The following is a 15,327-nucleotide window of genomic DNA, read 5'->3' on the forward strand; positions in this document are numbered from 1 at the left end:
AAGCACCATTTTTTTGGTTATGGTGCTTATAAAAAGAAAAGAATAAATATAGGAAATAAAAACTAAAATTTAATCCACAATCAGATGGCCATCATCCAATAGATTATCAATTAATTCTGCCGTATCCGTTGTGCCATAATGGTTGGACAAATCGAAGTTTTCTAAAACAATTTGCTGGGTAATTTCACCATTTCCTGCATGGCTTACATTAATGGTGGTTGAGCCATTTTCAAAATTAAAAGCTAAATATTGATCCAAACTATTAAATTCCTCATCAATGAGTAGATCTGCTAAGTTTAGTGTGTCTCCCTGCTGGACATTAAAATCCTTAATAATATCAATAGCAGGTAATTCATCAGTCCCCTCATCTTGCAGAGACCATATAAACTGATCGCCTTCTTTCCCCCCCGTTAAGGTATCACTGCCTGCACCACCCGCTATTAAATCAATTGTATCACCGCCTAATACTGTGTCATCAGTGGCGCCACCTGTTAAATTGCCTGTTAATGTAATATTTAAACTTGCCTGTGCAACAAGTTCACTGTCAGATAATTGATAATCAAAGTTTTCTGATAACTCTCCGGTATGTAAGGCTTTAACTTCAACATCACTTAATACCCGGTTATAAACCAAGCCGTCATCCACCAAGCCTTTGAAGTAATTAGGACTGGTATCAACCCGTGCTACTCCATCATTATCGAGAAATACATTTTGATCCCCAGTACGACCAATACTGATATCCCCTGGATGCCGATAAAGTAAATCCCCCTGCACTTGATGAAAGCTATCACCATCTAAATAACCTGTTAATTGCTTGTTATCAGGGTCTAGCACAAGTGCTACATGATGCCACTCGTTAGTATCGAGATTGGTAATATCTGTATTGGCATAACTACCCTGCCAGTTAACACCATCTGTCCTGTTGTAACCACCAACAATTAATTCGCCATTTTCAATATAAATAACTAGACCGCGAACATTTCCGCCTTCTTCGTAAATCACTTGGCGGCTGTCCAGATCAGAGCCATCTACTCTAAAGCCAAAGCTTATTGAACGACCTGAAAACCCAGCACCACCAATAGGTTTATTACTTTGGTAATTATTTATTTCGTTGGAATTACCAAAGTCGACATAGTCGCCAGCTCCATCCAAGCTTAATGCTTTGCCACTAATAGCATCATCAACCAAAGTAGCGTTACCTTTTAATTTCCCTTTATCATTTACAGCATCACCTACTGCAATATCATCGAATTGCTTGCCTTTAAGCTCATCAAATGTCCAATGAGCAACTAGTCCGTCATTTAAATCTATATTATGTTGTTGATAGCTATAACTGCCATTTTGCTGAATAGTTAAGTCACCATACAAGCCACTAATAACATTATTACCTGCCCCTAGTTGCGCACCATTCACTTCATTAACAGTTAAGTGATCACCATCAGGTTCTGTATCATTTATCAATAAATTACCGGTTAAATTAGCAGAGGTTCCAAGTTTAATAATGCCTGTATCATCTTCTGCAACAGGCACCTCATTGACATTAATAATATTAATATTAATTAATTGGCTGGTTTGATTACCTAAATTGTCAGTGGCTATTACTGTTAACTCGGCCAAGTTTGGGCCAGTTTCATAGTTTAATAAATCGGCAGCCGCACCAGCGCTAGTAAGCGTTATCAAACCTGTTTCACTGTCGATTTCAAATAAGTCAGTTGCAGTCTGAAATTGATAATTAACTGGCCCATTAACATCTATTGCAGTTACCTGCCCTACAATATCACCAGCAACACTTTGCTCAAATAGAGCAAAATTAGTGGTATTAATTTCTGGGCCAGAGGCATCAACTGTCATTATCTCAGTAACATCTTCTGACTGATTACCACTGGCATCAGTAGCACTCGCTGCTACAGTATGACTACCATCTACTAAAGGTTGTAATGCTACACTCCAGCTACCATCCTCTGCTGCTACCGTAGCTAATGTTTGACCTGCCACTGTCACGACAATATTACTACCCGGCTCTGCCGTGCCTGAAATTTCTGGAGCATTATTACTAGTTAAACCAAGTGGATTTAAGCTGATAGAGGGAGGAGTTGTGTCTACAGGCTCAGTGCCCCCTCCAGCTTCACCATTAGCATCTTCTGGAAACTGCTCATCAGGTATTTCCGTCGGGGTATTTTCATCAGGAAATTCAAAGGGTGAAGGTTCTGTTAGTACTTCCGGTTCCGAAGGACCAAGTGAAGGCACCTCTGGCTCACCAGCAAATACTATAGAATCTGCTGGTTCTGATAGATTCAGAACACTGGTGGTAAAGCCACTAGTCGCGATGGTCTCTGAGCCCTCTCGAACAATCGTAGCTATACCACCAGTCCCATCATTGCCTAAAACCTCTAGAGATGCACCCGCTGCTGGACCTGCCGCTGTTGGGGCTAATACTTGGGTAGGATCTGCTCCTGCAAGCAGAGCTTGTTGTAAAGCATCAACATCTGTTGTTTCTATTGCTGATTCTGGTATTTCCTCTGGGTCAAACACATCTTGATCAAGCACTGTTTGATCACTTGGCCCCATATCAAGCCTGGAACCATCAACAAACTCAACAACGATTACGCCCTTGTGGTTAATCATTTTATCGAACGGGTAAACTGGCTCACCTGAGTATAACTGTCGGTAACCCCCTTTGGCTGCAATTACAGTAGCCTCAACTACTTGCTTTACATAACCAATGGGCTGGGGGATTGGGTCAACTGAATCACTCTGATGAGAAGCCATTTTGTAACTCCTTACAATATGGGAGAACACTTAGGCTTTAGTTGTAACTAAATTGCAAACTACATCACAATTGTACTTGGGTACTAGTCACATTATTTACTACATCTATCTAGTTATAAGTAAGGTATTAATAGTGTTTCTATTTATAAACTATGCTTTTGACTTCTATTAATATAGAAAAGCCAGCAAATACTGGCTTTTTTGTACTAAAGTACTTTATAAGGTTATGGGGGAACTATATATCATATTGATTATTATCAACAATTAATTCCTGACTTGATATAACTGTAACCGAAGCTTCATATGACCCACTACATACATATTTAGGTGCTGTAGGTTGTTGAGAAAAAACAACTTCAGCCCCATCTTTTTCTACAATTAAGTCTTTTATTGGTAGTGGGTTTTGCTCCACAACAGATAACGTTTGTTGACCCACAGAATATTTCACCGTTAGCTCATCACGCTTATTCCCATCAGTGATTGTCACCAGCAATTTAATACTAAGAGTATCAGTAGAAAAGTCAGGTGCAGCCGTAAATTTCCAGCTATTTTTTTCTTTTATATAAGTAAGTTCACCCACTTCATTACATTTCAAATCAACATCTTCAACAAAAAATTTCTTTAAACTACCTTTATATAGGTCAATCAGCTCTTGCTCAGTAATAACTTTACTACCAGTTTTTGATAATTCACTATGCTTAACAAAGCGTTTGCTTAGCGGCTCTACTGTATCAGATGCTCCCTCAGCCAGTTTCTCATTAGTTTTCTGGGATCTTAATTCAAATTTTTCAGCACCCTTTGTTGAAACAACCTCAGTTAGTAAAGGATATTCAACTGGAGCCTCAGGTTGGTTATTTACCAGCTGATTGACATTATTAAATAGTACTAAATCCTCAGTTAAAATATCTTGCACAATCAGCGGTTGCTGCTTTTGCTCAAATGGCGTTTTTTCTTCAGGGATTGAATCTACCAGTTCTGTTTCTACAGTTATTTCAGCAAAATCCCTTTCAATAGTGGTGTAAATCGTCGAGCCTTGATCAGGCTTACTATTTTCAGCTACATCTGCATTGGTTAGTTCACTTCTAGCATTCTGCAAAGTATCAAGGTCAGTGCTAGCTTCTTTTACCAATTGCTCTAAACTCTCATTGGCAAAAACGTCTTCTGTCAGAGTAACTTGGTCTTGTCTACCTAAAACCACCTGACTACCATCGATGAACTCAAGAACCGTTTCAGTCCCTTGACCTAACACCTTATCATTACGAAATACCAAACCACCTGCTTCAACGAAACGCTGTAAACCTGTTTCAGAAATAATGACTACTTTGCCATTTGCTGACTTAACTTTCCCAATAAAAACCTGTTGCTGGGGAGAAGGAATTTCTGAACTCTGGTTTATCATTGCCGCCTCTATGTTAACTGTTTGGTCAAAAAAAGGCGCAAATTTAAGGAAACTGAAGATATATCACAATTGTACCGTGGTACTAATCACGCATTCAGCCACTAGAAAAACTTTAATTCTTATTCTGAATAACTAATATAGTTTTAATTACATATAGTTAAAAGTTTAAATAATAAATGGAAATCTACTTACAACTCAGTCAATACTATAAGCAGATCCTTCCTGAATTTTTAAAATAATTGCTACAGGTTAATCTTATAAAGTGAAACTACAGTTTAAATAAAAATTTAAAGATAAGCTGATACATACGACAAATAACCTGTCAAATGATAAAGTCAAAGTAAAAACTAACTGAGGATTTATAATGGCACCGAAACGGCTTAAGCCCCATGTAGATCAAATTCAAAATATTATCCAGGCAATGGATGCAGCAGACGAATGCACCACTGGTGAACTAAAAGCCATTGCAGAAGAACTTAACCTGGCCATAGCCAACCCTAACCAAGGCACCCCTGTGGATACTATCATTGACCAGTTAGAACAGGAATTAATCAAATTTTCAGATAAACACCCTGCATTAGCCGAAGCTATACAACAGTTATTGGACGGTTTGAAAAATATTGGCGTGTAATAATTGATATTATATAAGCGCCAAAATTATGCAACATTTTTATAACTTTACAACATGTGCAGTATCACCTATATCCATAAAGACTGTTACTCTTCGCGAATAATTTTTAGGCTTTGTTATCTTCGCTCTTGACCGCCAGGGATTGGTGGAAATGCAGTTAATACAGGAGCAATTAACTGTCACCCCAGTCATTTATTGAATATAAACTCCTGGGGCTTCATTGCTCGATGCCTTGCCTAAAAAACCTTCGCTGTGAGTATATACTTGTAGATATCCACACCTAAAATGAGTTGTACTGGTTATATATAACTATAGAGCTTATAAGACGGACTGTTACTAATGTCGCAAGCACTAATTGCACAAGCACTTAAGTCACCTACTGGTGATAAAGCAGTGCTACAGGCATACCAGGAGAGCCCCTACCTGGAAGTGCTCAATAAGCTGTTGCAAGAGATTGTACAACAAGCTAACCAAGAGCTACACAAAATAGCTGATATTACCACCAACCTATTTGGCGACGTTATTAACCACTTAGACCCACTTGGTTTTAATCAAACAATGGTGGCTAAAATTTCTGGCCCCATTTGTATGCCACAACAATGCACTCACATATTAGGGGTAACAGTTAAAGTACCCTCTGTGCCAGTATGCGCCAATGGCTCAGTAAGCACTGGATTTGATGAATTAAAAGGATTATCTACATTACGCATAAATAACCTGCACATATACGACGTTAGTACACCAAGCAGTGAAGAAATCCAAGCAAGCGGCTGCGTGAATTTCTACTTGGACAACTTGGTTGTTATAGGTTATGTCAAAACCGAGGGAGGCCCCAAACTAATCGCTAACCCATCATCAGCCACAGCTATCGCAATCATCGAAAGCCTAGCACCACAAGCCAATATCGACGTCACCATGAGCACTAAACAAATGAAGCTAACTGAGCTAGTAGTAAGCGAGTTTCGCATGCCATACCAACAGCTCAATATAAGCATCAACAGTTTAGGGCCATTTAATCAACTCATCCCCACTATCAAAGATGAACTAAAAGCCGCAATCGCCCCACTGTTCACCCAACATGGCATTATCGCCAAAGCAGTAGCCAGCGCTGTGCAAACAAAAATTCAACGGTTACTGGAAAAACAGAGTATCAATACGAAAACTGATAGTGAGTAAGCACATTAAATACTTATAACCACACTGCAAGTTAACACAAAAAATCATAGAAAAGCACTATAAAAAGCTAATTATTTAGCCTTTAAAACCAACAAAAAATAGCCTCTGCGCAACATCAAAACCTGACATTGCCCTATGCACTTATTAACACTAAATCTTTATTTTTTACCTCACATGTAGTATAATTTACTCCCTTGAAGAACAATGAAAAATTTCAAGCTAAGGAGAAGGAATTAGCAGGTTTATTATTGGCCATTTCAACAACAGCAACTACGCAGTTTGTTGTTGAGGATGAGATTCTATATCACTTTGAAATTAAAAAAGAGTTAGCATTAGCTGACCAGCTGGAAATAGGTGATGTAGAATATGCAGATAAATTAGAGCTCTGCATAGATAGTAAAGAGCAGATTAAAAACACCGAACTACTTAACACAAAATGCCAGGTTAGTGAAGAACCATATATAGTGCGCCTTCCTTTGCATCAAGTGGAAAGCTTATTTGGATACACAAGCTATAAAGCACTCGCTCAAGGTGTATTTAAGAACTCAAAATAATACTATAGGAAATAACAGCTACTTTTTATAACAAGTTATTAATTGCCTCACTAAGTAGTGAAGCCCTTTTATTTAACTATATTCCGACCAAGTAAATTTGTTTCAAAAATTAATATTCACTATTGTTAATATGGACATTTATAAAAAAACGTTTAGCCTGGGTGATGAAAAATGGGTAACACTCTCTTATAAAATATTTAAACAACCAGTATGAAGGCAACTTTATTTCATACAAATTAACAAACCACATATTTTTACAGCTAGAGGAATGAAAAGATAACAGAAGCGACTCTGTACTATGATATTTAGCTTCTTCGAAGAGATAAAAAAAACCAATCAGCCAACTCAAGTACCCACGTTAGCTGATTGGGCTATATGCAATAAATAAGCATGAGGCAAATATTCTTAGTATTATCAAAGCAAGCTTTAATTTAAAATACTAAGAGACTCGTTAATATAAATAGCAAATGGTTTTTTTCCACTCAACTATCTTTACATTGCTTACAATAATAAGGCGACCATGTCTCTTTTGGGCGCCTTATTATTAATTTTTTATGCTAACCCAAAATCTAGAATCATTTTTTCTAATTTATCTAAATTTGGAATGACGGCTGGCTCTCCTGACGCTTGGACAGCAAGCATTTCAACTTCACCTAAATTTTCATCCTGTTTTACTATTTCATTTTCCGTGAGTTTTACTGAGTGGGGGATACCTTGCACAATAATGGCGTAAAATGGTAATTCTCTCTGGCCAGTTATGCCGTTGACGATGGCTACCCGGGCGTTGGAAGTGTCACCGCGATATTCTTCACCATTGGCTATTTCAAATGATACTACCGGAATAGTTTGCTCACGCCAGGTGAGTTGACCTAAATGCCAATCAGGGGTATCGCCAGATGCATTGGGTTTTTCAAAATTAATTAATTCTGCAATGGTTACGTTAGGTACCAATAGCATTTTATCTTGTATTGGTACCAGTAAAGCGGATAGTTGGCCTTCCTGTTCTGTTGCCATATTCAACTACCTATATTTTAAGCAAATATTTTTTGCTTTAACTATGTAATTAACACAATCAACTGGTTTTAATTCGCTGTGGAGGGTTATTTTTTACCTCATCAGCAATATGTTGCACTAGCTGTTCTGCCAGCCCAACCGGATCTGCACTAAATTGATTGAGCCCTGCATCAATTACAGCATCAGGCATTGAGCTGCTAGCACAGCTTTCAGGTGCCTGAGTCCAAACAGGCGCACCAATTTCTTTAAAATTGGCTGCGGCTATTACACCATCTTGCCCCATACCACTGAAAATAATGGACCCACTATGCTGGCCAAAACGCTGCAAGGTATTATTCATCACCTGATCAATACAGGGATTGTAAGGCCCATCCCATGCTTTAGACTCTTTAACTACACGGGCTTGCTCGTCAAAGGTTATTACATGATCAATAGGAACTATCAGCACTTCACCATGGGCCAGCTGTTGGCCATGTTTTGCTAACACCACATTAAACTCACTATGCCGTCCTACTGACTTACCTAGCACCTCTTCAAAGCTGGAATCGATATGCTGCGCATAAATAAAGGCAACGGGTAGCTTGCCAGGTAAACAGTCTAAAAAGTGTTTAACTGCACTTGGGCCACCTAGAGATGCCCCTAAAACCCAAACGCGTTCCGGAATTTCTGGTGGTTCAGCGGCTAAGTTAGCCAATATACTTGGTAGAGGCACAGCTTCTTTAGGGGCATCAAAAGCAAGAGGGGTCGCTTCTTCCGCTTCAGCTACCTGAGTTGGAGGTAGAGGTACCACATTAGCCAGTTTGCTTAAAAGCCTGCGCTCCCATCGATGGTAATATTCAGAGGTTCTTGGTGGTGCTTCTTCACCATCGCCAAATAGTACCGGAACATCGCTATATTCAAGAATTAGCTCAATAAAGTCAGACCAGTCTGACTCATCAGAAACTAAATCAACATACCAGGCTGCAACTGCTGACTTTAAAGTGTCAATATCAACACGATCTGGCGCTAGGTTAAAAGTAACCTGATAACCCTCCGCCTGGATCAGTGCTTGAATAAGATGACGCTGTAAAGAGGTATCAGCAATAACACCCACCTTACCGTGGTGTACATTGCTTACCGCTCTAACCATTCACTTTTACCATTCGTTCTATGGTTTCTAATAAAGGCCCTTCTTGGAATGGTTTGCCTAGGTACTCATTAACCCCTATAGACATTGCCCGCTCACGGTGTTTTTCACCTGTGCGCGAGGTAATCATAATGATAGGTAGGTTTTTCAAACGTCGGTCATTTCTAACAGTACTGGCTACTTCAAAACCATCCATCCGTGGCATTTCAATATCTAACAGCATGACATCTGGCTTTCTGTCTTGCAGCTGAGCTATAGCTTCTACACCATCTTTGGCTGTCATTACTTCATAGCCATTACGTTCCAGCAAGCGAGAGGTTACTTTACGTACAGTAACTGAGTCGTCGACTACCATAATGGTTGGGATCTTAGCCTCTTCAATCTCAGCCTCTTCAATAACTTCTTCGACTGGCGCCTCAATAGTGACACCAACAGGTGCTAGGGCATGATGAGCATAGTCAGTACGAATCAGAGCAACCAGATCAAGTATGATCACCACCCGGCCATCACCCAAGATAGTGGCACCTGACACACCATTCACCAACGCAAATTGTGCACCCAAGGTTTTTACCACGATCTCACGACTACCCGCTAAACTGTCTACCTGCAGTGCAACGGTATGTTCTGCACCACGGGTCAAGATTACAGGTAATGGTGCCATGATTCCTTGCAAGTTAGGCTTACCACGTTTATGGAGAATATCGCCTAAGTATCTGAGCTTGTAATCCTGGCCAGCATATTCGAAATCTGGTGCATCTTCTTCATAATAAGCTTCCAGCTCATAGGGGCTAACACGTACCACACCCTCAATACTGTTCAATGGAATAGCATATAGGTCATCACCAATGTAAACCATCAATGCCCGGTTAACAGACACTGTAAATGGCAGTCGGACCACAAAGGTGGTACCTTGACCTGGCTGGGACTGAATGACTACGTTACCACCAAGCTGCTTGATTTCACTATGGACCACGTCCATCCCCACACCACGTCCGGATATCTGAGTAACTTCTTTCGCCGTACTAAACCCTGCCTCCAAAATAAACTGCATTATTTCGCTGTCAGACAGGTCTGCATCCGCATCCATCAAACCACGCTCAATGGCTTTGGCACGCACGGCTTCAATGTTGACGCCACTTCCATCATCAGCTAGCTCTAACATCACATTACCACCCTCACGAGATAGACTAAGGGTGATATGACCGACAGGCTCTTTACCTGAGTTAGCTCGGGCTTCTTCAGACTCAATACCATGGTCCACGGCGTTACGTAACATGTGTTCTAGCGGGGCAACCATCCGCTCCAACACTGTACGATCCATTTCCCCTTCAGCATTTAACACGTTGAATTCAACCCGTTTGCCTAACTCAGTAGACACTTGCCGCACAATCCGGCGAAGCCTAGGCAACAATCGGCTGAAGGGCACCATTCGAGTTTGCATCAGGCCTTCTTGCAGCTCAGTATTTACCCTGGATTGCTGCAACAATAAGGTTTCCGCATCACGGTTTTTGTCTGTTAGAGCGTCCTTTAAGTCCATCAAGTCAGAGGCAGACTCAAACAGCGAGCGAGATAACTGGGTCAACTCTGAATATTGGTCCATCTCCAGCGGGTCGAAGTCCAGCATGTGCATGCCAGAGTCGGCTTCATGTTTAGAGATAATCTGAGCCTGCGTTTCCATATCCAGTCGGCGCAGCTGTTCACGTACCCGCTCGATAGTGGTATGCATCTCTTCTAAGGTAAAGCTGATGTCACTGATTTGCTGCTCAACCCGACCACGAGTAATACTGGTTTCACCAGCCAAGTTCACCAAACTTTCCAGTAGGTCAGCAGGTACTTTCACCATTTCCTGCGGTGCCCGGCGACTGCTTTGCAGCATTTGTTGTGCTTTAGAAATAGGGCTGACCTTAGCAGGCATACCATTTGCCAACTGTCGTCCTTCAGCAGGCTTAGGTGGAGTAAACGGGATAATATCTGCCGATGCTTCTTCTCGCAGCAGCTCACCCTCTTCCTCTGTAACTTCAAAAGCCGGCTGTTCAAGCTCTCCACTAATAGCAGGCACTACTGGCTGCTCACCCTTCATAAAGCCTTTTACAGCATCTGCATGTACCAGCAGGATATCCTGTCGAGACATCACTTCTTTAAAGAAATCAGGCTCAACATCTGGCAGCTTGTTTTGAGCTTCAGTAATGAATAACTCAAAGTCGTGAGTAAAGTTACCTAACTTACTTAGCCCCGCTAACCTGGCTCCCCCTTTGAGGGTATGCAAATGACGCAATAACTCATCAGCATATTGAGCCGCTGCTGGCTCTTTGCTCCAGTTGTCAGCAGTGTGCTCAATGCTTTCAACTATTTCACTGGCTTCTTCTAGAAAGATTTCCAACACATCTTCATCAGCCAGGCTTAAATCATCTAAATCGACTGCTAACGTAGGCACTTCTTGCAGTGCAACAGGCTTCACTTGTTCAGTTGATACTGCTTTTTTCTCAGGCTGTTTAGCTGGTGCAAACTCTTTTAAATCAGGCACGCCTGCTTCTGGATGGGTACGGAAAGCATGTAAACAAGCAATTAGGTCATCAGCTGGTCGGCAATAGTTGGTGCTGCGTAACTCATCAAGCATATCTGCCAAACGATCATGACACTGCAACAGCAAATCAAATAATGGCTGGGCTGTTTTTAAGCGTCCATCACTAAGGCCTTCATATAAGAACTCTAGTTCATGACTAAGATCACCAATTTCACTGATCTCTGCCATTCTGGCACCACCCTTTAGGGTATGTAGATCACGCTGCAGTTCCTCAACCTCAAACATGCTGCTAGGGTCTTCAATCCACTTATGGAGCGAGGTGGCCGTACTTTCCATGATGTCATTGGCTTCTTCCAAAAAGATTTCAACCAATTCAGGATCACGGGTTAGTTCTGCTTTAGCGATTTCTTCTTCTGTTGGCCCTGCTGCTTCTTCTGTAACTGAGAGTTCTTCCTCAGGCTCTTCAATTACAATTTGCTCTTCGATTGCCAAATCAGAAAGGTTAACGTCTTCAGGGATTAAATCGTCTTTTCCAGGCTCTTCCAGCCCATCATATTGCTCATACCCCGCTTCCAAGCCTTCTTCTGCAGCAAAGATTTTTGCTTCAATATCAAGGTCTACATCGGTGCTGACCTCAAGAGTAGGCATTTCACCCAAATCAATGGTTTCTTCTTCCATTTCACTGATTGAAGCGGGCTTAGCAGACTCTAATAACTGGGTCAATTGCTGAATTTGCTCATGAGCAGGCTCAACAGATTGAACAGCAGCAATGTTATCCATCATGCTGATCAGCTGCTCATGAGCATCTTTCACAACTTGGAAGAACTCGTCGCTAAGCGAAATACGCCCTTCTAAAACCGCCACATAGGTGTCACGCAATGCTTCGCAAAGCTCAGCTAATGCATACAGCTCAGCTTCTTCAGCACCTTCAACCAGCGATGTTAACTCATTAATCAGCTGATCCAGCTCGTCTCCTGGTACAGGCTTTTGGCTCCACTGCATGAGTATCTCACCAGCATCCAGCAGCAGTTCCATCCCTTCGGATAAAAAGCCAAGGCCTTGTGGCTCACGAACCTCTCCAAGCTGTTCGCCCTCAACAGCCGAGACAATTTTCTCTTGCTGAATTTGCGCCACTTTATTCAAAAACGCTTCTAGCTGTGGCTGACTAAATGGGGCAACTTTCCCTTCTTGAGGCACACTCGCTTCAAATAAGTTGTTAGCTTCCTCAAGTAAGTTAACGATGTCTGCATCGGCCTTGATTATGTGGTTACGTAAGTCAACCACTAAGGTTTCCAGCGGCCCTGCCAACAGTGCAATAGGTTCTACCCCTGCCATGTGCGCACTGCCTTTCAAAGTATGTAAAGCCCGTGGCAGCTCATCAGAGATAGGTTGTGGTTCGTTGTAAGCTCGACAGTGGTCAATAAACAGCCCCACTGTTTTGATATGCGAAGCAGCCTCGTTCTGGAAAATTTCCAGCAGGATTGGATCGACTTCCTCTTCTTCTGCTTCCTCTAGTCTTGCTAAACGGCCACCAGTTTCCTCTGAGGGGGCGACTGCCTCCTCAGCTTCAGCGGCTTGAGACTCCTTTTGCGCAGCAGCTCCTTCCCCTTCTGGGGTTTCCACAATGGGAGTAGGTGCCTCATAAGGCTGGCCTTTCGAGTAAGCATCAGCTTCTGCTATTAAAGAGTCAACCAGTGGTGTCTGCTTCTGTCGTCGGTGTTCAAAGTCAGCCACTAAGCTTGGCAGTGCAAGCCGAACTCGCTCAATTAAGCTAAATAGCGCATCGGTCGTTTCAATGGTCCCATCTATTACCCGGTTCAGCATATTTTCAACTGACCAGGCTAGCTCACCTACAACAGTTGCTCCTACCAAACGGCCACTGCCTTTGAGAGTGTGGAATGAACGCCGTATTTCTGTCAGGGCATTATTATCAGTTGGGCTGGCTCTCCATTGTGGGAAAAACTCACCAATGGTTTCTAAAACTTCACCAGCCTCTTCAATAAAGATTTCGATGACTTCATCATCAATTAAATCATCTTCTTCCTCTACCTCAGCAACAGGCTCTTCTACTGGTGCTTCAGCTACCTCTTCAGCCACTGCTTCAGCAGGTTGTTCTTCTGATACTTTTGGTTCTTCTGCTTCCAATGCCTCAGTATCTAAGGTGAACTCAACCTCTTCGACACCTTCAGCTTCTGGTGATTCTGGTAATTCTTCTGCAGTGATCTCCTCTTCAGCTATCTCAGCTTCTGGCTCTTCAGTGACAGCTTCCTCAATTACTGCTTCTTCTAACTCAGGCGGCTGTTCTTCTTTTACCGCTGGCTTGCCAGGCTTCATGTCATCGCTAATGAGGCCTTCAACATCAAACTCTTCTTCTGGTTCTGCTTCTTCTGGTTTAGGTTCAGCAGGCATTGGTGCCAATGGCACCTCACCACGCAACTCTGGCTTTTTAAAGCCAAGGTGCATCAAGCTTTCTTCAGCGACATCAAGTATCAGTTCGTTTTGTGCTGTGTTGTCTTCGCTTAAGCGCTCTAAATAATATTCAACACTGGTAATAGCATCCGCTAAAGTATCCAGCGACTGCCATTGTGGAATAGCTTTTTTTACCAGCAAGTCCAATTTCACATAACGCTGGCAGGCGGCAATCAGAATAGAAGCACGCTCTAATGGAATCATGGCCAAACCACCACGCACCTCATCGAGCTGTGTTGGCACATCTTTTAGTTTTTCATGATCCCATTGCGAAGCAATAAACTCGATAATGGCGTCTTTTGCTTGCTCTAAGCCATTACGTGCTTCACGAATGACAGCCCCATGCACCTCAGTAATTTTTGAAGCGGGAATTAATGCGTCTTTTTCCTCTTCCCCTTCTTTGGCTAAAGGCTCTTGCAACATGCCAGATAAAGTGGCTTCTACATATAATAAAGCGCCAGCCACATCCATCAGGGTGTTATCATCAAGCGGACGTTCATTATTTGCCAAGGCTTCAATAATTTCGGTTTGCTCAACTAATACTTTTCGCGGTATACCAAGCCCAAGCACACCAACCGTATCAGAAATTCTTTTTAATGTAGGTAGCTGTTTTTTTAAGTGTTCTGCTTCTTTATTGGCATCTCGAACAAATAAGTCCAGTGCTTCTTTAACCTCTACTAACTCTTCAATCAATACTTCTACAACTGATCCTACTGCTTCCTTATCAGGGCCAGCTAGGGCATCACGCTCTGCTATAATAGTTTGTTCGCTGGGCAAAGCATCATCGAGGTTATATTTATCTTTTATTTCTCTAATACGCTGTGTTTCATTATCTGATTTAGCAACGTAATAAAGTAAATTTTTTATTAAATCATCAGGGGCAGGCTCATTTAAAGCTGCCGGGCCTTCATCTACCACTCTTTTTAATTCATGTTCTATCTGTCGTAATAATGAACGTACTGAGCTGCCATTATGAATAGAGCCATTGGCAATACCTTCAACAACCCCTTTGGAAATCCACCACAACTGTCCTAAAGGCGTTTTTAGGAAAAGCTGCTCTAAGCGACCAAAAACCTTCGTCATATAATTAAGGTTTTCTGCCATATGCTGGTCACGCAAAACCCCAACCAAGGCAAATTGATACATCTGCCGTAGTTTTTTCAGCAAGGTATTAAAATTTTCGCCTTGTAGTTTTTGAATAGCTGTGGGTTTTAGCTTTGGATATTTATGCTCTAAGGCTGGAGAAAATAGCGACGTTTCAGAGAGTAGTTTTTCACCCCGAGCTGCCCGAATATCATTTAAAATAGGCAGCAAAATAACAGGCAAATCCCGTCGACCACTTTGCACTCGGTCCAAATACATCGGCAACTGCAGAATCGACTGCATTAGCACTTCCTGCGCCTCAGTCACGCTGCGCGCAGTGTTATTTAATAAAGACTGTGCCAATGCCTCCATTTCTTCGGCAAGTAATGCAGCCCCATAAAACTCAACCATCTGCAATGTACCATGCACATGGTGAATATGGTTGAGGCAAAACCTCATCCGGGTTGAGTCTTGTGGATTTTCTACAAACGCTTCCAAAGCTTGTCTGGCGCGTTTGAGCTCCTCATCTATTTCCGGTTTAACCCAGTCCAGGGCTACATAGTCGTGGCGATCGCCCATAAC

At 42.0% G+C, this 15,327-nt stretch carries 8 protein-coding genes; 3 read left to right on the plus strand and 5 right to left on the minus strand.

Annotation, left to right across the window (positions count from 1 at the left end; translation table 11 throughout):
• Positions 1 to 69: 69 nt before the first annotated feature.
• Together G4Y78_RS27535 and G4Y78_RS27540 are read right to left on the minus strand one after the other, a co-directional pair.
• Entirely contained in the window at positions 70 to 2,769 is a 2,700-nt protein-coding gene (locus tag G4Y78_RS27535; RefSeq protein WP_163836142.1) for a retention module-containing protein, read from the minus strand.
• Positions 2,770 to 3,004: 235 nt separating this feature from the next.
• Positions 3,005 to 4,168, minus strand: a complete 1,164-nt coding sequence (locus tag G4Y78_RS27540) for a hypothetical protein (RefSeq protein WP_163836143.1) — start codon at positions 4,166 to 4,168, stop codon at positions 3,005 to 3,007.
• 364 nt (positions 4,169 to 4,532) lie between these two features.
• Here G4Y78_RS27540 and G4Y78_RS27545 point away from each other — a divergent pair, with 364 nt between their 5' ends.
• The 3 genes from G4Y78_RS27545 (at position 4,533) to G4Y78_RS27555 (ending at position 6,529) form a co-directional block, all read left to right on the plus strand.
• Positions 4,533 to 4,799, plus strand: a complete 267-nt coding sequence (locus G4Y78_RS27545; RefSeq protein WP_163836144.1) for a DUF4404 family protein — start codon at positions 4,533 to 4,535, stop codon at positions 4,797 to 4,799.
• A 339-nt stretch (positions 4,800 to 5,138) separates the two neighbouring features.
• On the plus strand, positions 5,139 to 5,975 hold the full coding sequence (locus tag G4Y78_RS27550) for a hypothetical protein (RefSeq protein ID WP_163836145.1): 837 nt from the start codon (positions 5,139 to 5,141) through the stop codon (positions 5,973 to 5,975).
• 194 nt (positions 5,976 to 6,169) lie between these two features.
• Positions 6,170 to 6,529, plus strand: a complete 360-nt coding sequence (locus G4Y78_RS27555; protein WP_163836146.1) for a hypothetical protein — start codon at positions 6,170 to 6,172, stop codon at positions 6,527 to 6,529.
• 552 nt (positions 6,530 to 7,081) lie between these two features.
• Here the strand turns inward: G4Y78_RS27555 and G4Y78_RS27560 are convergent.
• Genes G4Y78_RS27560 through G4Y78_RS27570 form a run of 3 tightly spaced genes read right to left on the minus strand, consistent with a single transcriptional unit; the run spans position 7,082 to position 15,324 of the window.
• Entirely contained in the window at positions 7,082 to 7,543 is a 462-nt protein-coding gene (locus G4Y78_RS27560; protein WP_163836147.1) for a chemotaxis protein CheW, read from the minus strand.
• Between the two features lie 58 nt (positions 7,544 to 7,601).
• Positions 7,602 to 8,672, minus strand: a complete 1,071-nt coding sequence (locus tag G4Y78_RS27565) for a chemotaxis protein CheB (RefSeq protein ID WP_163836148.1) — start codon at positions 8,670 to 8,672, stop codon at positions 7,602 to 7,604.
• Positions 8,665 to 15,324: an Hpt domain-containing protein gene (locus G4Y78_RS27570; RefSeq protein ID WP_163836149.1), complete on the minus strand. Its 6,660-nt coding sequence runs from the start codon at positions 15,322 to 15,324 to the stop codon at positions 8,665 to 8,667. Before G4Y78_RS27570 ends, G4Y78_RS27565 begins: the two co-directional genes overlap by 8 nt.
• Between the last annotated feature and the right edge of the window lie 3 nt (positions 15,325 to 15,327).

This window comes from Spartinivicinus ruber, assembly GCF_011009015.1.
Taxonomy (GTDB): domain Bacteria; phylum Pseudomonadota; class Gammaproteobacteria; order Pseudomonadales; family Zooshikellaceae; genus Spartinivicinus; species Spartinivicinus ruber.

Bases quoted from the DNA above. Each gene is read 5' to 3' on its own strand.
- G4Y78_RS27535 (WP_163836142.1), bottom strand. From the start codon at position 2,769: ATGGCTTCTCATCAGAGTGATTCAGTTGACCCAATCCCCCAGCCCATT.
- G4Y78_RS27540 (WP_163836143.1), bottom strand. From the start codon at position 4,168: ATGATAAACCAGAGTTCAGAAATTCCTTCTCCCCAGCAACAGGTTTTT.
- G4Y78_RS27545 (WP_163836144.1), top strand. From the start codon at position 4,533: ATGGCACCGAAACGGCTTAAGCCCCATGTAGATCAAATTCAAAATATT.
- G4Y78_RS27550 (WP_163836145.1), top strand. From the start codon at position 5,139: ATGTCGCAAGCACTAATTGCACAAGCACTTAAGTCACCTACTGGTGAT.
- G4Y78_RS27560 (WP_163836147.1), bottom strand. From the start codon at position 7,543: ATGGCAACAGAACAGGAAGGCCAACTATCCGCTTTACTGGTACCAATA.
- G4Y78_RS27565 (WP_163836148.1), bottom strand. From the start codon at position 8,672: ATGGTTAGAGCGGTAAGCAATGTACACCACGGTAAGGTGGGTGTTATT.
- G4Y78_RS27570 (WP_163836149.1), bottom strand. From the start codon at position 15,324: ATGGGCGATCGCCACGACTATGTAGCCCTGGACTGGGTTAAACCGGAA.